This window comes from Pseudoalteromonas issachenkonii (genome assembly GCF_002310795.1).
In the GTDB taxonomy this organism is placed as follows: Bacteria; Pseudomonadota; Gammaproteobacteria; order Enterobacterales; family Alteromonadaceae; genus Pseudoalteromonas; species Pseudoalteromonas tetraodonis.
In genome coordinates, this window is the sequence record NZ_CP011030.1 from 735,060 (window position 1) to 752,264 (window position 17,205).

A 17,205-nucleotide genomic window follows, 5' to 3' on the forward strand; every position below is an offset into this window, starting at 1 on the left:
TTATATGCTTAAGGGTAACTAATGCAACATTATATCGTGATGTTAGGTAGGATAATTAATATTGATGGCTTATAATATGTGCTTAATACTCATTTAAAATGAGTGAATTAACTAGTTCACTCATCGTTTTTTATTATTATATTGAAATTCCATGTTTAACAGGGGCGAATGTTGCTAATTTTCCGTTATTTGACCACTGAGGTTTTAAAATCGCAGGTCGCCGTATTTTTAACTTTAATGACCATATTTTTGTCGCAAAAGTTTGTTGTTATTCTTGGTGATGCCTCAGAGGGGAGCATCCCAGCAAAACTTGTATTTGCAATGATTGCGCTTAAGTTGCCACAGTTAGCATCATTAATTTTACCCCTGAGTTTATTTTTAGGAATTATTTTAGCTTATAGCCGTATTTACGCTGACAGTGAAATGACAGTACTTAAAGCTTGTGGCGTGAGTGAGTGGTATGTGGTGCGCATTACGCTTATTTCTAGTGTCATCTTAGCGTTACTCGCCGCGGTACTTACCTTGTATGTTGCACCTTGGGCTAGCGAGCAAGAATATCAATTAAAAGAGCAAGCAAAGGCGGATGCTGGATTATCGGCGCTTAGAGCTGGGCGTTTTCAACAAACCGGTAACGAAAAAGCCGTGGTATTTATTCATAATATTGAAAATGGCGGCAAAGAACTTAATAAAGTATTTGTTGCGCAGTTGCCAGATAGTGAAAAAGGCGATTTAGCGCGTTTAGTATACGCTGAGCAAGGCGTTGTAATTGAAGCACAAAATGGTGAGCAGCAGTTAGTACTTACTGATGGTAAACGCTACGAAACTGATGGCGAAGCGCCTTCGCTTAACTTAACTGAGTTTGATGGTTACAGCGTACAAATTCGCGAACAAGAAATAGAGCATCAACGTCGTAAATTAGAAGCTGTGCCAACCCGTGAACTTATTTCAATTAATACTCCCGAAGCAATTGCACAGTGGCAGTGGCGTCTAGCGATCCCACTTTCTATTCCGTTATTAACTTTGCTGGCCGTGCCTTTGAGTGTAGTAAACCCTCGCCAAGGTAAATTTGCAAAATTGGTACCCGCTATCAGCTTGTATTTAGGTTATTTTATTTTACTTAATGCGGCCAAATTTGCAGTAGAGGATGGCAAAATTCCGCCATCAATTGGACTGTGGTGGATTCATTTAAGTGCATTATTTATTGGTAGCTTATTAATTATTAGAGGCCGTCCATTGGGTGCTTGGCTTAAAGCTGTCGTCACTAAGCGGGAGCAAAACCTATGATGAAAACACTTGATTGGTACTTAGGTCGTAGCATTTTGCAAACCACAGGGTTTGCGTTAATGGTGCTCGTGGGTATTAGTACATTAATAAAGTTTATTGAGCAGCTTAAATCTGTAGGGCGCGGGAGCTACGATATAATGACTGCCATGCTGTACACTATTTACAGTATTCCAGATGATTTAGTGGTGTTTTTTCCTATGGCTGCACTTATTGGTGGCTTAACTGGATTAGGAGCGCTTGCCTCAAATAGTGAGTTGGTAGTAATGCAAGCGGCGGGGATGTCGCGATTACAAATTATTGGCTCGGTAATGAAAACAGCTATTTTTATGGCACTTTGCGTAATGGCTTTAGGCGAGTGGGGCGCTCCTGCTGCACAGCTGCACGCTAAGGAAATGCGTAATCAAGCGATTCATGGTGGGGATGTATTTAATGCGCAAAAAGGAGTGTGGGCTAAAGATGGTAATAACTTCATTAACATTGAAGATGTTGACCAAAATGGCATGCTGCGCGGCGTTAATATGTATCATTTTGATAAATCGTTATCACTAACACAAATCACCAAAGCAAAAGAAGCCGTAGGGCGAGATAGTGGTTGGCTATTGCGTGATGTAAATAAAGTGATGATCAGCGAAGAGTTAATTACCACTGAACAAGTTTCTGAAGAGTTTTACCCGTCGCAGCTTACCGCTGAAAAACTGGGCGTGGTATCGGTAAAACCAGAATCACTGTCGTTTTCCGGGCTATGGTCATATTTAGCTTACTTACAACAAAATGAGCAAGACACCAGCACCTATGATTTAGCGCTCTGGCGTAAATTAATGCAGCCCGTGTCTATTGCCGTAATGTTGTTGGTTGCTTTATCGTTTATATTTGGTCCACTACGCACTGTAACTATGGGCGCCCGCATAATTATGGGGGTGGTAACCGGTATTGTGTTTCATCTAACCAATGAGATATTTGGGCCTGTGGTAATGGTATATCAAATTCCTGCAATTATAGGCGCCGTTTTGCCGAGCATCTTATTTACTGGGTTTGCAGCTTATTTAATGAATAAGCGGGTATAACTAAATTTAAAGCTTAAATAAAAAACGCGGCCTTTGTAAAAAGCGCCGCGTTTTTTATTCTTTAGCTTGAGATTATACCAATTCGCTTAATTAAGTATTATTGCGGATTGATATCATAGTTCGCGATAAACGCGTTTATTTTCTTCTTTGGTGAGCGTAACCACTTCAGTTTTTGATAGGTAATCTTGTAGTGCTTTTTTATTTTTAAAATCCACTAATACCACTAAATTACCTAAACCCAGCAATGCGCTGATACTGCGGATAATGGCTTGTGGCCAGCTAATTAAGTTTCCCTGATGGGTTTGTACTTTTAATCGCCACGCACGCATACCGATTGTTTGCCCGCTTTTAGTCCAAAAATAACCAAAAAACACCAAACCAACCAGAACTAACAGTGAGCTGCGAATCCCTGAAAGTAACAGTGAGTCCTGAATACGTGCTGAGACATCTTCAGCGCCATTAAGAGCAATAACATCAAGGGAAATAAGCCCTTGAATAGCAAATAAATACAATACCACCGTTAGCATCGCAAAAGCGATAATAGCTAATGTATCGTACACCAATGACGCAAAACGGCGCCAAAATCCTGCCCGTGGAAACTCAGCCAACATAAATATACTCTCACTGTTAATGTGCGCGATAGTTTAGCAAATAAGCCGTCAAATACTACCTATTCCGCTACGTGCTTAACTCGATATTGGCTCAAATGTTAATGGTTGCCTAAATGTTAAGCGGTTGATCATGCTTAATACATAAAACGCTTGCCGCTTTGCTTATTGTTTGTATAATGCTTAGCAATGAGATGGAAGAGGGTACATAATCTTTCACTCTAAAGTGGTTTTTCTTTATCTTCTCGTGTTTAGAAGGTTAAAGAAAAATGATGCCAGCGTGATGAAATTGGTATACATGGGGGATTCAAAATCCCCTGCCGCAAGGCGTGCCGGTTCAAGTCCGGCCGCTGGTACCACTTTTTATAGCCCCTGCTAGATTTAGCAGGGGTTTTTTTATGCCTTAAATTTGAGTGGCTGGACTTGAGCGGCACGTGAGGTGCCGCTGTTATAAGTAAAAGTCCGGCCGCTGGGTGAGAGTGAACCGAAACGTAGTTTCGCAGTGACTCGAAGTGAGTTCATGGATGAACGATGGATGCAGCTTCAGGGATGAATTATTTATTCAGCTATATACGTTATAGCCCCGACCAAATTAGTTGGGGTTTTTTTATGCCTTAAATTTTAATAGCCTAAAGCCGCCAGAAATGAGAACACTTATTCCTTATGCTGTTCTTTGCTTCCATTAAGAATGTAATTAACCTAAGCTCAACTATAAAGTTTATTAAGAAGTGCCATTGTTAATGTTTGCAAGTTACCATAGTCCAAACAGTTTATCTAAAAAAATGATGCGCGTTATTTTCTCTATCTACTTGTTTGTAACCTGCCTCATAACAAGCATGCAGTTTTTAACTGAATACTTAAAAACACAAGACTCAATCTCCTATGAATTAAAACAGTTGCAAGACACTGTTCAGGGTCCTGTTTCGACGAGTTTGTGGCAATATGACCAAACTCAGTTAGGTGTACTCGTTGATGGGCTTGTTAAAATGCCGGTTATTGAGGGGGTTGATGTTTTTGACAAACATGGCAAAAGCATGATTTCTAAACGTTCTTACACTCAAGCCTCACTTCCTCTCTCAATTTTTGAAACTAAATCTGAGTTGTATTGGACGCTTAATGGTACACGGGTTTTTCTTGGCACATTGGTGCTCTATTCATCGTCTGAGGTGGTTTTAGATCGTGTTTTATTTGGTTTTTTCTTAATTGCTATTACGGCAATGATAAAATTATCAATTTTGTTTGGGTTATTTATTTGGGCTTTCGATCGTTACCTAGCCAGGCCTTTAAAAGAATTGATGCAACAAGTTAATGAGGTCCAATCAAGTAAAAATACACGTAAACGGATCAATCTTTCACATATTGAAAACAACGAGCTCAGCCAGCTCCAAGATCATATGAATACGATGCTCTTTAGTATGGAAAGGGATCGGGAGCGATTACTCGAGGATGAAAAATCTAAACGAGATTGGCTGGAAGAGGCCGTTACAAAACGTACAAAAGATCTACAAGTATTAAATGAAAAACTTAAAACGCTTGCAACAAGAGACTCTCTAACGGGTACTTTAAATCGGGGGAGCTTTTTTGATACAGCAAATCATTTGCTAGAACTTTCTCAGCGACAGAAATTACCCGCATCTTTTATTTTAATTGACTTAGACTACTTTAAAAACATTAACGATACGTATGGACATTTTGTTGGTGATAAGGTGCTTATTCATTTTACCGACACAGTTCAGAGCATGATAAGAGAGTCTGACCTTATTGGTAGAGTGGGTGGAGAGGAGTTTGCACTATTTCTTCCAAACACAGGGCTTGATAACGCATTCAAACTCGCTAGTAAAATAAGAAAGGCTGTGGTTGATTCAACCTTAGAAGTTGATGGTGAAACTGTAATCTATACTGTAAGCATAGGCGTTGCCTCATCCGAGCTAAAAGACTGCTCAGTTATTGAGTTATTCAAAGTCGCTGACTTGAAGCTTTACTGCGCTAAAGACAAAGGACGTGATCGTGTTGAAAAATAGAATGTTTAAAGGTAAAAAAAAGATCTCTCAAGTGTTGCTTATATCCTTATTGTTAGCATTGGGTATAGGTAACTTTAGTCATGCCAATACATTAAAAGTTTGCTACGACCAATGGCCTCCTATGACCAAATTTCCGTCAGAGGGTTTTCCTGCCCGCGGCTTTGTGATTGATATGCTAGAGCAAATATATACATCAAAAGGCTATCAATTAGAATATTACGAAGTGCCTTTGGCAAGGGGACTCGATATGGTTGCGGATGGTCTTTGCGATATGTTGCCAGAATATTTATTTTCGCAAGACACCGAAGTGGGTTTCGAGTACGCCACAGAGGCAACATTTGCATATCCAACTGCTTTTGTTGTTAGGCAGGATGAATCCTGGCGCTATGATGGGATTCAATCTATACAAGGAAAGCGTGTTGCAACAGGGCCTGGGTGGGATTACAGCTCGGTAAGTGTTGATTATCAAAATTATATTGATGATCCAAATAATTCTGATTTAGTGGAAGTAATCGCGGGCTCTAGCGATGTGGTAGAACGGATTTTTCAGATGATTAAAGCGGGCAGAATCGATCTATATGCAGATAATATGCTGGTTTTACAGTACATGTTGAATCGATTTGATTGGAACAATGGATTAAAAATAGTGCGTCCAGGCTTAGAAAATAAATTGGTTGAAATACCTATTTTTTCAAATAAAATGCCCGCTGAAAGAAGGAAAACGCTAATAAATATATGGAACAGTGGCCGTTTATCTATCAAGGGAGATAAACAAAAAATGCTTCTTAAAAAGTATAATGTGGCTTTATAAGTGCTTTAAAATGCCCCAATAGCACGTGCTAAGAAAGTGAGATATTTAATTTGATTATGATCTTATACTTTTTTTCCCCGTAAATTAATAAGTATTAAATTACTTTGTACTGAGTTTTTTACTCGGATATTATATACCTCAACCTCTTGTTGCGAATAAAACATCATGACTCAATTGACCGCAAAACAGAATATTCAAGCCATTGTTAAAGCGATTAAGGCGGAAGAAGCGCTGCTTCGTCAGAAACATCCATTGTTAATGCATCAAAACACCTTGGGAATGGCTATCTTATTGCTCTCGCTAAGTGCGTTAATTGGGGTTGGTACTTTGTATTACTTTGCCATTATCCCTGCTTGGCTTTGTATTATATTAGCCGCTATAGCCACCTCTATTTCGCACGAGCTTGAGCACGATCTTATTCATAAGCAGTACTTTAGCAACCAGCCTTTTTTACACAATTTTATGATGTTTACTGTGTGGTTGATGCGCCCTAATACGATTAGCCCGTGGTATCGTCGCAAGATGCATTTGCATCACCACAAAACGTCGGGCACTGAGCAAGATTTAGAAGAACGTTTGGTAGGTAATGGTATTAAAAACCCGTTTTTACGTGCATTGGTGATTGTTGATGGATTGCTTGGTTTATTAATTAACGCAAAACGTTTTAGTAAAGAAATTAAAGGATTTAGCTTTTTTAAAGTGTTTAACGCAGGTTTTCCAATTACTACTGCTTATTTTGCTATTTTATACAGTGTGATAGCGTTTCATTTAATTAATTTATTTACCCCGATTGCGGCTGACTCACCGGCATTATTGCTCGATGTAATGAATGTGTTCGAGTTTTTAATGGTGGTGCTGATAGTGCCTAACATTGTACGTTCGAGCTCACTTAATTTTGTTACCTCCAGTATGCATTATTACGGCGGTGTTAATAATATGCTTGAGCAAACTCACGTAATTACTAGCCGTTTGTTTATGCCGTTTAATTTGTTTTGTTTTAACTTTGGGCATACTCATACTATTCATCATTTTGTGCCGAATCAGCCGTTTTATTTACGTCAAATGATTAGCAAAAAAATTCTTGAAGTGATGCGCCAGCACGGTGTGCGTTTTAATGATTTTGCTAGTATAAAAAAAGCTAATTTGTATCAATCATAAAGCTCGTTTTTACTCAATCTTCGAGGTTGCTGCTTTATTAACCTTGCCTAGCCTAAGGCTAGGCAATACCCCTAGTAAAGTCAGATAAAGCTTATAAAACTTCCCTTTAATACCAACTTAATCTATTACTCAGACCTTTTTAAATTTAGTCCTTAATTGATCCCACTTAGCGCTTTGTTATGTAATTGAATACTAAGTTTAATTTTTTGATTTTAATTGATTGTTTTTAAAGTTATGGCTTGCCTTATACTCAATTTTTCACCTTTATGTTTTTATGTTATGAATAAAAAAGCACGTTAATCGAATTGAAATATTTCTGTAATATTTAGGTGTTCTAATGCGCTCTGAAACAAAAACGTCATCAAAATGCCATAATCGGTAAGACAAAACTGAGATTTAAACATGAGTGAATCAAAGCGCAATACGCTATTAATAAAAACGCTTAACTGGGCTGCTATCGCCTTTTTAGTTTATTTAGTCCTTGTAGCCGTTGGCACTGTCAGTGGTGGTTTTAAATTAGCGTCGGGCGGTACTGAGGGAGCGAAAGAGATTTTTGCATTCGCAACCAACCCGTTTATCGCATTGTTATTAGGTGCTTTAGCAACCGCTTTAGTGCAATCATCATCAACGGTTACCTCAGTTATAGTGGGGCTAGTTGCTGGCGGTTTACCGTTAAGTATTGCTATTCCAATGGTGATGGGTGCAAATATTGGTACTACTATTACTAACACCTTAGTGTCTATTGGCCATATTCGCTCTAAAGAAGAGTTCCAACGTGCATTTGCGGCATCAACTGTTCATGATTTCTTTAATTTATTTGCCGTTATTATATTTTTACCGCTAGAAATAATGTTTGGTTTGCTGCAAAAAATGTCTGCTGCTTTATCGCACTTATTTATTGGTGATGCCGACTTATCATTAAAGAGCTACAACTTTATTAAACCACTCGTAAAACCAGCTGTTGGCGTAATAAAAGATGCATTTAGTTTTTTAGATACAAAAATGCTAGGTGCAGCGATGGTTATTGCAGGTATTTGTTTGATTTTATTTGCCGTAACTACATTAGGTAAATTACTTAAAAAAGCGCTGGTTGGCACTGCAAAAGATATACTGCATGGAGCCATTGGGCGCGGGCCTATCGCGGGTATCACATCAGGTGCGGCAGTAACAATTATGGTTCAGTCATCATCAACGACAACCAGTTTGATGATCCCACTTGCTGGAAGTGGTGTGTTTACTACGCGTCAAATTTATCCATTCACACTGGGAGCTAACATTGGTACAACCATTACTGCTTTATTAGCGGCCACATCAATTACAGGGCCTATGGCTGAGGTTGCGCTAACTATTGCATTGGTACACGTTATGTTTAATGTATTTGCAGTTGCACTTATTTACGGCGTTCCTGTGCTGCGTGAAATACCGCTTAAACTTGCTGAAAAGCTAGCCGAAATTGGTACAAATAATAAATCAGCAGCATTAGGCTATATACTAGGATCGTTCTTTGTGGTGCCTGGTTTAATTGTGCTGGCCGTTCGATAAGCAGAAATAAACGTATAAAAGGAATGCGCTGTATAATTTATATAGCGCATTTTTTGTTTTACCACTGGTAACTTACAGACAACATGGCATTACGTGGTTTACCTGGGAAGTAACGATCCCCAGTAAAGCTGGTGTAATCGGCGCGCTCAGCGTAGGCTGTGTTAGTTAAGTTTATAATTCGGGCTCTCAGTAATAGCTGTGGACTAATTTGCCACTGGCCGCGCAAGCTTAAAATATCGTGGCCTTGATATTCATGTAAGTTTTCAGGGTCGGAAAAGTAGCGGCTCACATAGTGCCATTGCAGCGCAAGGCTAATACTCTCGTTGGCTTGCCAGTTAAAATCGATATTAGCAACCTTTCGAGGTGCGGTATCAATATCGTTACCTTTAATATTAATGCTGCCAATAACTTGCTCATTCGAGTACGTATGCTTGGCATAGGTGCCTGCAAAATTAACAGATAAGTGCTGATTAAAGCTATGCGCTAATTCAAGCTCAATACCACGATGCCGAGTTTGGCCGTCATTAACAGTAAAAAAGTCACTGTCGCGGTAGATGGTATTGTGCTTGCTCATCGCATACATCGATAAGCCATAGCGAGTATTGTTGTACACCCCTTTAATACCCATCTCAGCATTATTAGCTATTTCTGCGTCTAAGTCGGCAGTACTTTGCTCGCGTTGTAATTGATAGAGCTCAGCCGCTTGGGGGGCTCGATAGCCTCTTGAAAAATTAGCGTATAATGTATTGTTAGTATTAAGCTGATAGCTCACCCCGAGTTTTGGCGAAAGATTACTAAAGCTGTTTTTAGTGCTTTCGGGGCGGCTATAACGACAGCCACCAAAACCACATTCGTTGCCATCCTCTTTTGTACGCCCTGCAAGCATATTATTTTGATAGTCATATTGCATGTGCTCATAACGCAGCCCAGCGCTAATAAGCCAGTCATTAAGCTGCCAATCAATAGCGGCAAATGGAGCGTATAAGGTGGCATCGACTTGGTAATCGTAATGTTTACCTTGCGGCACAGTGGCCACTAAAAACGCAGAGCCTTGGGTGGGGTTATCTTGGGTTTGTAAAAAATCGGCTTGGGTAAACTCACCATCAAAGCCAAGCTTTAAGTTCGTATTGTCGTTCACATAATGTTGATAAAGCGATTGTAGGCCAAACCCCGTTTGACTGTTTTTTTCGAGCGGAGTACCGGGTAAAAAGTGTTTGAAAAAGTCCATGCTTTGGTCACGAATATAAGGAGTAACAACAAGCGTGTTCTCACCTAATTGCCAGCTTGCTTTACTCCAAGCCCTAAGCGATCGGGCTTTTCTAAAGGCGTCAGGATCAAAATTTTGCTGTGCAATATCTTCATCTTTATAGCTTTGAAAGCCACTAATATACCCTGCGGTTTGTTGGTCTAAATTAGTATACGTAAGCCCAGAAACTAAGCTTAGGTTGTTATTATTATAGCGATGGCGCAAATTTATTTTTTGTTGCTTAACGCTTTCATCATCTCGGTAACCGCCATCATCGGTAAAGCTGGCATTAATACCGAACCCTGAATTATCCATAGCATGGCCTGCACGCAATTTATAGCGAGCATAACCGTAAGAGCCATAATCAACACCCAGTAAACCACCACCTTGGGTCGTGTCTGGTGTAATGACGTTAATTACGCCATGCACTGCATTTGAGCCATACAGTGCAGAGCCTGGGCCTTTTAATACTTCAATACGCTGTGCCATCTCACTATGTGCTTCAAACAGCTCATTAATATTACAAAACCCAGCTGCACGAAGTGCAATACCATCTTCAGCAGTTAAAATCCCTCCACAAGCCCCCGTACCAGAAAGCACCTGCGAGCGCAGGGCGGGTAAATACTCTTGACCATTACCACGTTGTACATTGGCACCTGCAACGCGTTGCAGTGCTTCTTCTACATGGGTAGGGGCAATAAGCTCAAGCTGTGATTCGCTTAATACACTGATCACCAAAGGTAATGGGGTGGAAAGCGCTTCACTACGTGATGCTGTGGTTGTGATACGTTCAATTGATTGCGCGGTATCTTCAGCACACGCACTATTAATTAAACTTAACTGACTGCATAACAATAAAGGGGGTAAATAGTAGTATTTCATAAATTCCAGCACATCGGCAATTTGATAAGTTTAGGGTAGGGGATTTTGTGAATTGGTTAAAGCACACTCAACCTATAAACCCGATAAGTAATCGATAAAACAATACAAAAAATGCCGGGCACAACTAAAGTCAGCACTGAGTAATGTTTAAATAGCAATACGCCTACCACTCCGCCGGTTAAAAAACCGGCAATAATTAATACAAAAACAATGCACTTTCTAGTATCGAATGTGTGTCCTTTTAGGGCTTTTCCAAACATTAACCCTAGGTCGGTAAATATACCGGTTAAATGAGTGGTACGCACTACAGCGCCGCTGTAGTTAGTGGCCAAAGCATTTTGTAAGCCGCAGGCAGCAGAGGCAAGTGTAAGTGCGTAAGGGTAAGAATATTGAAGTAGCTGTGCGCTTAACAGCAGTAAAATACCCTCAATAAATAAGAGCGTATCGTAATGGCGGCCTAGCTTAAGTGAACCGCCTGAAAGCATTAAGCCTGTTAATGCCGAGCCGAGTATAAAACTCAGTACAATCGCAACTAAAAATAACGCCGCCTTGATGTTGGTAGTAAGTTCAATAGCTAATGAAGTCACCGACCCTGAAACGTGAGAAATTGCTTGCTGTTCAAACCCTAATAAACCTACTGCGTTTACCATACCGGCAATAAAAGCGAGGGTAAACGCACCATATTCAACCCACTTAGGTAGTTTTGTAAACATCCTTTTAGCTCCGGTTTCAGTGTGTAGATTAATCATACACTTAATTAAAGTTAATAAATGAAAAGAGATTATATTTTTAACATCACAACCAAGTGATGATCGCTAAATTTAACTTTTGCGTATTAACCAAATTTGGAATTAATATGTTTAACCAAGAACAGCAATCACGCATTATAGAAATGGCATGGGAAGACAGAACGCCATTTGAAGCCATTGAAAATCTGTATGGGCTAAATTACTCTCAGTTAGTTAATTTTATGCGTGACCACATATCTAGCGGCTCATTTAAAGTATGGCGTAAGCGCCATGCTGGGCGTAAAACTAAACACCTAAAGTTACGCGACCCCGCGATTATGCGCAGTCATTGTAAAACACAGTACAAGCAGCGTTAATTTTTCTCATTTCATGTAATGTTCAGGCTTAACCGTTAATACTCTTCAGTAATGATCACACTGGAGAATCGCCATGAAATCACTAATCAGTATTTTAGTAATGGTTTTTGCGCTAATGGCAACAAACGCATTTGCTGTACCACACAAAGACAAACATGCGAATAAACACGCAAACAAGCATCACTGGAAAAAGCATAAATATAACCAATACCATGACAAAAAACGAATCTCTAAAAAACAAGCAAGGCATTTAATTCGCCAAGGGTGGACTCCACCAGGGTGGCACACCCGTTATCATCAAGGCGATATCCTCGAGCATGATATTTATAAGCGTGCTAGAGTAGTAGACCGAGAAAGAGACACAGTGCGAATAGAAGTTGATCGCACTATTATTCACCTAGTGCACGACACCCGTGAAATTCTCTCTATTTTACAGCGCCATTAGGCACCATATAAGGACTTATAAATGCTCATAGTATTGGCGGTAATTACTGGCTTTTTGTTGTTAATAACCTTATTGCCGCTGTCATACAGTCAGCACTATTTAGTCCGTAGTTGCGATTTTGTGCGCTTGCAGGTGTGCTACCTAGCAAGCGCTGTAATTATCGTTGCACTAATAGGTATGTGGCAAATCGACTTTATTGCATACTCATTAATAGCGGCTGTTGCTTTAATTATTTGTGCGCTTCAAGCTAAGTGGATTTATCCCTACACTTGGTTTGCTAAAAAAGAAGTATTAACAGCGCCAAAAAGTAGTGATCATAGCATCAGGATTTTATCCGCTAATGTACTGATGTCGAATCGACATAGTGAGCAGTTAATTAACTTAGTCGATAAATATCAGCCCGATTTACTTATCACCTTAGAAAGCGATAGTTGGTGGCAAGATAAATTGTCCGTGCTTAAAAAAAACTACCCTTATCAAGTACAGTGCCCAAAAGATAACCGCTACGGCATGCATGTCTTTAGTAAATTTAACATACTCGATGCACAAATTTGTGAACTTATAGAAGATGACATTCCTTCTATTCATATTTTATTTGAAAACCACCAAGGGTTAAAAATGCAGGGGCATTTTATTCATCCCGCCCCACCAAGCCCAACCGAAGAAGATTCATCGCGTCCGCGCGATAGCGAACTAATAATGGTAGCTAAAGCGCTTAAAAATCCAAGCCGCCCGACGATAGTCGCCGGCGATTTAAATGATGTAGCTTGGTCACGCAGCACCCGTTTATTTATGCAAATCAGTGGCTTTTTAGACCCACGTAAAGGACGGGGCTTTTATAACACTTTTCATGCTGGTTACTTTTTTATGCGCTGGCCGCTCGATCACTTATTTCACTCTACAGGTTTTACTGTAAAGCGTATCAAACGTCTTGCTAAATATGGCTCCGATCACTTTGCTCTGCTTACCGAACTTGTTTATGAAGATGCTAATCAGCAATCACTCGAAACAAAGCCCAGCGAGCTTAAACAGCAAGACATACAAGAGCTTGCTATGAGCAAAGCCGATAAACGTAAAGTGCCTAGGTTTGAAAAAGGCTAGATGAAGTACAGGTATTAGGTTAAAGGCTTTAGGCGAAAGGCAAAATTAATACATTAGGGTCGTGCTTTTAAATTTGCGGGATTTTATATAGCGAGCTATTTAGTTGAGTGTTAATTAACAAAGAGATTCATTATGTTTAATGAAATTATCGACTTTTGGTTTACAGAGCTTGAGCCTAAGCAGTGGTGGCAAAAAGATGAGGCGTTTGATTTGATGATTCAGGCTCGTTTTGGCCAATTACACCAGCAAGCGAGTGCGAGTGAGTTATTTCAATGGCGTGAGAGTGCATTAGGCAGCCTAGCTGAAATTATCGTGCTTGATCAGTTCTCGCGCAATATTTATCGTGACAAGCCAGCATCATTCGCCTGTGATTCAATGGCTTTAGCGTTAGCACAATCGGCCATTACAAAAGGGTTTGATAAGAAGTTGACGGATGAGCAGCGAGTATTTTTGTATATGCCTTTTATGCACAGCGAATCGCAGTTAATTCATAAGGAAGCGGTTAAGTTATATAAGGGATTAGGTATTCAAAATAACTTAGACTTTGAGTATCAACATAAAGCGATTATCGATAAATTTAATCGTTACCCGCATCGTAATAAAATACTGGGGCGGGAGTCTACAGAAGAAGAACGCGAGTTTTTAAAACAGCCCAATTCAGGTTTTTAGATTCATCAGGCAAAAAAACACCGCGCTTATTACAAGCGTGGTGTTTAGTTTTATTAACCAGGTACCTGATATTAGCTATTAATCATGATGCTTTTAACATTCACAAACTCGCGAATACCAAAGCCGCCATGTTCTCTGCCATAGCCACTGTCTTTAACACCGCCAAATGGTAGGTTCGGTTGTGCCAGTCCGTAACCATTTATGTTGATCATACCGGTATCAAAATGCTTTTTAGCCAGCTCAATGGCTTTTTTCTCATCTTTTGAAAAGATACCGCCGCCTAGTCCATAACGGGAGTCGTTGGCAATACGCATAGCGTCGTCATTATCTTTGGCTTTAATCAAAGATGCTACAGGGCCAAATAATTCGTCATCATATGCAGGCATCCCTGGTGATAAATTTTCTAACACGGTAGGCGGGTAGTAATAGCCTGTTTGCTGCGGAATTTCGCCGCCTACAATTACTTTTGCGCCTGCATTTACCGAGTCTTGCACTTGCTGATGAATTTTGTCGCGTAAATCTTCGCGTGCCATAGGACCCAGTTCCGTATCTTTATCCATAGGGTCGCCCATTTTAATTGCTTTAAATTGCTGGCTCAGCGCTTCTTTAAAGTCATTGTATAATGAGTCAACTACCACAAAGCGCTTGGCAGCCACACAGGTTTGCCCATTGTTAATAATGCGGCCCTGCAAACAGGTTTTAACTGCTAGTGCAAGGTCGGCATCATCAAGTACAACATAAGCATCGTTACTGCCAAGCTCCAATACCGTTTTTTTAACGTGCTTACCGGCCTGCTCAGCTACTTTTTTACCTGTGCCATCACTTCCTGTGAAGGTAACGCCACTAATGTGTTTATGAGAGATAAGTGCGCTGGCTGTTTTTCCGTCAATTAGTAAGTTACTAAAGCAATGCTCAGGGAACCCAGCTTGTTTAAATAAGGTATCTATTTTTTCTGCCATACCAAATACATTGCCCGCGTGTTTTAATACCGTGGTATTACCCGCCATAATATTTGCGGCACTGTATCTAATAACTTGATAAAGTGGGAAGTTCCATGGCTGAATACCTAGCAACACGCCAGTGGGGCGATAACTTATAATTGCACGACCGCCTTGCATATCGCGTTCTTCGTCGCTCAGCATATCGGCGCCATGTTCTGCGGTATAACGGCAAATGTCAGCACAAAGCTGCACTTCTTGAAAGCCTTGTTCGTACACTTTACCCATTTCTTCGGTCATCAGTTTAGCAAGCGCTTCTTTTTGCTCTTCAAATAAAGAGGCTAGCTTATTCAGGTATTTAGCGCGCTCAGTAAACGAGGTTAATCGCCATGTTAAGTATGTTTCATGAGACTTTTCGATCACTTGTTCTGCTTGAGCTTGAGAAAGCAGCGTATAGCTATTGATGACTTGCTCGGTTGCGGGATTGATCGTATCTACTGTGTTACTCATTTTACCTCCTAACAAATTATGTAATAGGGTAGGTGCAAAACCAAAGCCAGTTGGGCGATAGTTTATAAAAATTCATAACTTTTTGTTAATAATGGTTTTTATATTACTTTATACAAAAATCTAGATTTTGTTTGTTCGTTGTTTTTGCTATGGTTCTGTAAATACTGCAAGTTGTTGAAAAAGTTACAGGGAGTAGTTAGATGATACAGTCATTGTTTAATATCGATTTACCTCTTATTCAAGCGCCTATGGCGGGCGTACAAAACGTTGAATTGGCTGCAAGCGTTTGTGAAGCTGGCGGGCTAGGGTCGTTGCCTTGCGCTATGTTATCGCCAGCACAGTTAGTTGAACAGCTCGACTTACTTACTCAAAAAACAGATAAACCATTTAATCTAAACTTTTTTTGTCACACGGTTACTGATTACACCAGCCAACAAAAGCAGCAATGGCATAATATGCTGACCCCTTATTTTACAGAGTATGAAATTGACCCGCAAAGTTTAACCGCAGGGGCATCCCGTCAGCCTATAAACCAAACCGTTGTTGATATTATTGCACCCTATAAACCGGCGGTTGTGAGTTTTCATTTTGGTTTACCTAAGCACGCTATTGTGGCGCAAATAAAAAGCTGGGGCACTAAACTAATTTCAACGGCGACCACTTTAGATGAAGCTATTTGGCTCAGTGAAAATGGCGCTGATGCTGTTATTGCTCAGGGTTTAGAAGCTGGAGGGCATCGAGGGCATTTTTTATCAATGGATTTAAGCTTACAACAAACCACTGAGCAGTTAGTTAAGCGTTGTGTTGAGCATTTATCATTACCGATTATTGCAGCAGGAGGTATTGCAACGCCAGATGATGTAAAGCATATGAAAGCGCTGGGAGCCAGTGGAGTTCAAGTTGGTAGCGCTTATTTATTATGTAAAGAGGCAAAAACATCTGCTTTACATCAGCAAGCTATTTTAGAGCAGGCTCAAGATAGCACCGCACTAACTACTTTGTTTTCAGGTCGAGCTGCGCGGGGTATTCAAAACCGCGTCATGCTCGAGTTAGGTACTATGCCTGAGGGCGTGCCTTCGTTTCCCCACGCTAGTAGCGCAATAACAGCATTAAGAACATGCGCTGAAAAAGCAGGCCAAAGTGATTTTTCGCCTTTATGGTGTGGTCAAAAGTATGTGCCTCGGGTGGGGGTATCAGCTGCGGATATTACGCATATTTTAATGGAAAAATGGTAATGTTTAATGTCTGATAACCCACTTTTATCGCTTGGCGATAGTTATGAAGTGCTTATAAATAAGCTTAAAACACAATTGGCAGGTATTTACCCTCAACAGCTTGTCGCGCGCAATACCGTGTTATTGCCCCAAGGCGATGTACAGCGTTATGGCTATTTAATTGTGGAGGGGGTTTTAGGTGCTATTCATGATGATATTGATGGCGGGCAAAAATGCAAAGAGTTTTATTTTAAAAATGAGTTTGCATTGCTGTTTGCCAATTGGATGACCTCAAGCCCCGCTTTTTATCAATTAAAAGTAATTAATGAGGCAAGTGTAATTAAAGTACCGCTAACACTATTTGAGCAAGCACAGTACCAACTCGTTAAGCAGAAGCTAATTGCGCAGCAACTAATATTTAAAGAAGCCAAAGAAGCATTTTTATTACTCAACAGCCCCGAGCAGCGCTACTGTTACTTGCTTAAACATAAACCGCATTGGTTGGCGCAGTTAAGTTTAAGCCAAGTAGCTATGTATATAGGTATTTCGGCCATTTCGTTATCACGAATTCGTAAGCGACTTAACTTAAGTTAAGTGCTGTTTATAT

General features: G+C 40.2%; 16 protein-coding genes and 1 tRNA gene. 13 read left to right on the forward strand and 4 right to left on the reverse strand.

The annotated features are described in order from the left end of the window. The first annotated feature begins 171 nt into the window (after positions 1 to 171). Together lptF and lptG are read left to right on the forward strand one after the other, a co-directional pair. Positions 172 to 1,284 (forward strand): LPS export ABC transporter permease LptF, encoded by a 1,113-nt coding sequence (gene lptF / locus PISS_RS03400; RefSeq protein WP_028834362.1) that lies wholly within the window; start codon positions 172 to 174, stop codon positions 1,282 to 1,284. Then, complete coding sequence (lptG, locus tag PISS_RS03405; RefSeq protein WP_016900139.1) at positions 1,281 to 2,348, forward strand: LPS export ABC transporter permease LptG; 1,068 nt, start codon at positions 1,281 to 1,283, stop codon at positions 2,346 to 2,348. The genes lptF and lptG overlap by 4 nt, the downstream gene beginning before the upstream one ends. A gap of 113 nt (positions 2,349 to 2,461) precedes the next feature. Here lptG and PISS_RS03410 read toward each other — a convergent pair whose 3' ends face one another. Continuing rightward, positions 2,462 to 2,959: an RDD family protein gene (locus PISS_RS03410; protein ID WP_024601524.1), complete on the reverse strand. Its 498-nt coding sequence runs from the start codon at positions 2,957 to 2,959 to the stop codon at positions 2,462 to 2,464. Positions 2,960 to 3,230: 271 nt separating this feature from the next. Here PISS_RS03410 and PISS_RS03415 point away from each other — a divergent pair. The 5 genes from PISS_RS03415 (at position 3,231) to PISS_RS03435 (ending at position 8,488) form a co-directional block, all read left to right on the forward strand. Continuing rightward, positions 3,231 to 3,315, forward strand: a tRNA-Leu gene (locus tag PISS_RS03415). 381 nt (positions 3,316 to 3,696) lie between these two features. Further along, positions 3,697 to 4,977 (forward strand): diguanylate cyclase, encoded by a 1,281-nt coding sequence (locus tag PISS_RS03420; protein WP_058154229.1) that lies wholly within the window; start codon positions 3,697 to 3,699, stop codon positions 4,975 to 4,977. Between the two features lies 1 nt (position 4,978). Further along, on the forward strand, positions 4,979 to 5,788 hold the full coding sequence (locus PISS_RS03425) for a substrate-binding periplasmic protein (protein ID WP_058155460.1): 810 nt from the start codon (positions 4,979 to 4,981) through the stop codon (positions 5,786 to 5,788). A 165-nt stretch (positions 5,789 to 5,953) separates the two neighbouring features. After that, on the forward strand, positions 5,954 to 6,946 hold the full coding sequence (locus PISS_RS03430) for a fatty acid desaturase (protein WP_016900142.1): 993 nt from the start codon (positions 5,954 to 5,956) through the stop codon (positions 6,944 to 6,946). 402 nt (positions 6,947 to 7,348) lie between these two features. Then, on the forward strand, positions 7,349 to 8,488 hold the full coding sequence (locus tag PISS_RS03435) for a Na/Pi symporter (protein WP_013464173.1): 1,140 nt from the start codon (positions 7,349 to 7,351) through the stop codon (positions 8,486 to 8,488). Positions 8,489 to 8,546: 58 nt separating this feature from the next. Here PISS_RS03435 and PISS_RS03440 read toward each other — a convergent pair whose 3' ends face one another. Both PISS_RS03440 and PISS_RS03445 read right to left on the reverse strand, forming a co-directional pair. Next, positions 8,547 to 10,616, reverse strand: a complete 2,070-nt coding sequence (locus tag PISS_RS03440) for a TonB-dependent receptor (protein ID WP_058154230.1) — start codon at positions 10,614 to 10,616, stop codon at positions 8,547 to 8,549. A 56-nt stretch (positions 10,617 to 10,672) separates the two neighbouring features. After that, a complete protein-coding gene (locus PISS_RS03445) occupies positions 10,673 to 11,329 on the reverse strand; it encodes a YoaK family protein (protein ID WP_058154231.1) in 657 nt (218 codons plus the stop codon). 143 nt (positions 11,330 to 11,472) lie between these two features. Here PISS_RS03445 and PISS_RS03450 point away from each other — a divergent pair, with 143 nt between their 5' ends. The 4 genes from PISS_RS03450 to PISS_RS03465 all read left to right on the forward strand — a co-directional run bounded on the left by PISS_RS03450 (position 11,473) and on the right by PISS_RS03465 (position 13,936). Then, a complete protein-coding gene (locus PISS_RS03450) occupies positions 11,473 to 11,721 on the forward strand; it encodes a TIGR03643 family protein (RefSeq protein WP_013464176.1) in 249 nt (82 codons plus the stop codon). A gap of 73 nt (positions 11,722 to 11,794) precedes the next feature. Beyond that, positions 11,795 to 12,166 carry a hypothetical protein gene (locus tag PISS_RS03455; protein WP_058154232.1) on the forward strand — a complete coding sequence of 124 codons (372 nt, stop codon included), beginning with the start codon at positions 11,795 to 11,797 and terminating at the stop codon, positions 12,164 to 12,166. Positions 12,167 to 12,187: 21 nt separating this feature from the next. Beyond that, positions 12,188 to 13,267 carry an endonuclease/exonuclease/phosphatase family protein gene (locus tag PISS_RS03460; RefSeq protein ID WP_058154233.1) on the forward strand — a complete coding sequence of 360 codons (1,080 nt, stop codon included), beginning with the start codon at positions 12,188 to 12,190 and terminating at the stop codon, positions 13,265 to 13,267. Between the two features lie 132 nt (positions 13,268 to 13,399). Continuing rightward, the gene (locus PISS_RS03465) at positions 13,400 to 13,936 is read left to right on the forward strand and encodes a DUF924 family protein (RefSeq protein WP_058154234.1); all 537 of its coding nucleotides are present in this window, start codon (positions 13,400 to 13,402) and stop codon (positions 13,934 to 13,936) included. Positions 13,937 to 14,007: 71 nt separating this feature from the next. Here the strand turns inward: PISS_RS03465 and PISS_RS03470 are convergent, their stop codons facing one another. Beyond that, entirely contained in the window at positions 14,008 to 15,384 is a 1,377-nt protein-coding gene (locus PISS_RS03470; protein ID WP_016900150.1) for an NAD-dependent succinate-semialdehyde dehydrogenase, read from the reverse strand. Positions 15,385 to 15,584: 200 nt separating this feature from the next. Here PISS_RS03470 and PISS_RS03475 point away from each other — a divergent pair, with 200 nt between their 5' ends. Both PISS_RS03475 and PISS_RS03480 read left to right on the forward strand, forming a co-directional pair. Beyond that, entirely contained in the window at positions 15,585 to 16,619 is a 1,035-nt protein-coding gene (locus tag PISS_RS03475) for an NAD(P)H-dependent flavin oxidoreductase (RefSeq protein WP_058154235.1), read from the forward strand. Positions 16,620 to 16,625: 6 nt separating this feature from the next. Further along, the gene (locus PISS_RS03480) at positions 16,626 to 17,192 is read left to right on the forward strand and encodes a Crp/Fnr family transcriptional regulator (RefSeq protein WP_058154236.1); all 567 of its coding nucleotides are present in this window, start codon (positions 16,626 to 16,628) and stop codon (positions 17,190 to 17,192) included. The last annotated feature ends 13 nt before the right edge of the window (positions 17,193 to 17,205 follow it).

Excerpts from the sequence above, each read along its gene's own strand:
- lptG (WP_016900139.1), top strand. The coding sequence starts at position 1,281 with ATGATGAAAACACTTGATTGGTACTTAGGTCGTAGCATTTTGCAAACC.
- PISS_RS03410 (WP_024601524.1), bottom strand. The coding sequence starts at position 2,959 with ATGTTGGCTGAGTTTCCACGGGCAGGATTTTGGCGCCGTTTTGCGTCA.
- PISS_RS03420 (WP_058154229.1), top strand. The coding sequence starts at position 3,697 with ATGTTTGCAAGTTACCATAGTCCAAACAGTTTATCTAAAAAAATGATG.
- PISS_RS03425 (WP_058155460.1), top strand. The coding sequence starts at position 4,979 with ATGTTTAAAGGTAAAAAAAAGATCTCTCAAGTGTTGCTTATATCCTTA.
- PISS_RS03430 (WP_016900142.1), top strand. The coding sequence starts at position 5,954 with ATGACTCAATTGACCGCAAAACAGAATATTCAAGCCATTGTTAAAGCG.
- PISS_RS03435 (WP_013464173.1), top strand. The coding sequence starts at position 7,349 with ATGAGTGAATCAAAGCGCAATACGCTATTAATAAAAACGCTTAACTGG.
- PISS_RS03440 (WP_058154230.1), bottom strand. The coding sequence starts at position 10,616 with ATGAAATACTACTATTTACCCCCTTTATTGTTATGCAGTCAGTTAAGT.
- PISS_RS03445 (WP_058154231.1), bottom strand. The coding sequence starts at position 11,329 with ATGTTTACAAAACTACCTAAGTGGGTTGAATATGGTGCGTTTACCCTC.
- PISS_RS03450 (WP_013464176.1), top strand. The coding sequence starts at position 11,473 with ATGTTTAACCAAGAACAGCAATCACGCATTATAGAAATGGCATGGGAA.
- PISS_RS03455 (WP_058154232.1), top strand. The coding sequence starts at position 11,795 with ATGAAATCACTAATCAGTATTTTAGTAATGGTTTTTGCGCTAATGGCA.
- PISS_RS03460 (WP_058154233.1), top strand. The coding sequence starts at position 12,188 with ATGCTCATAGTATTGGCGGTAATTACTGGCTTTTTGTTGTTAATAACC.
- PISS_RS03465 (WP_058154234.1), top strand. The coding sequence starts at position 13,400 with ATGTTTAATGAAATTATCGACTTTTGGTTTACAGAGCTTGAGCCTAAG.
- PISS_RS03470 (WP_016900150.1), bottom strand. The coding sequence starts at position 15,384 with ATGAGTAACACAGTAGATACGATCAATCCCGCAACCGAGCAAGTCATC.
- PISS_RS03475 (WP_058154235.1), top strand. The coding sequence starts at position 15,585 with ATGATACAGTCATTGTTTAATATCGATTTACCTCTTATTCAAGCGCCT.
- PISS_RS03480 (WP_058154236.1), top strand. The coding sequence starts at position 16,626 with ATGTCTGATAACCCACTTTTATCGCTTGGCGATAGTTATGAAGTGCTT.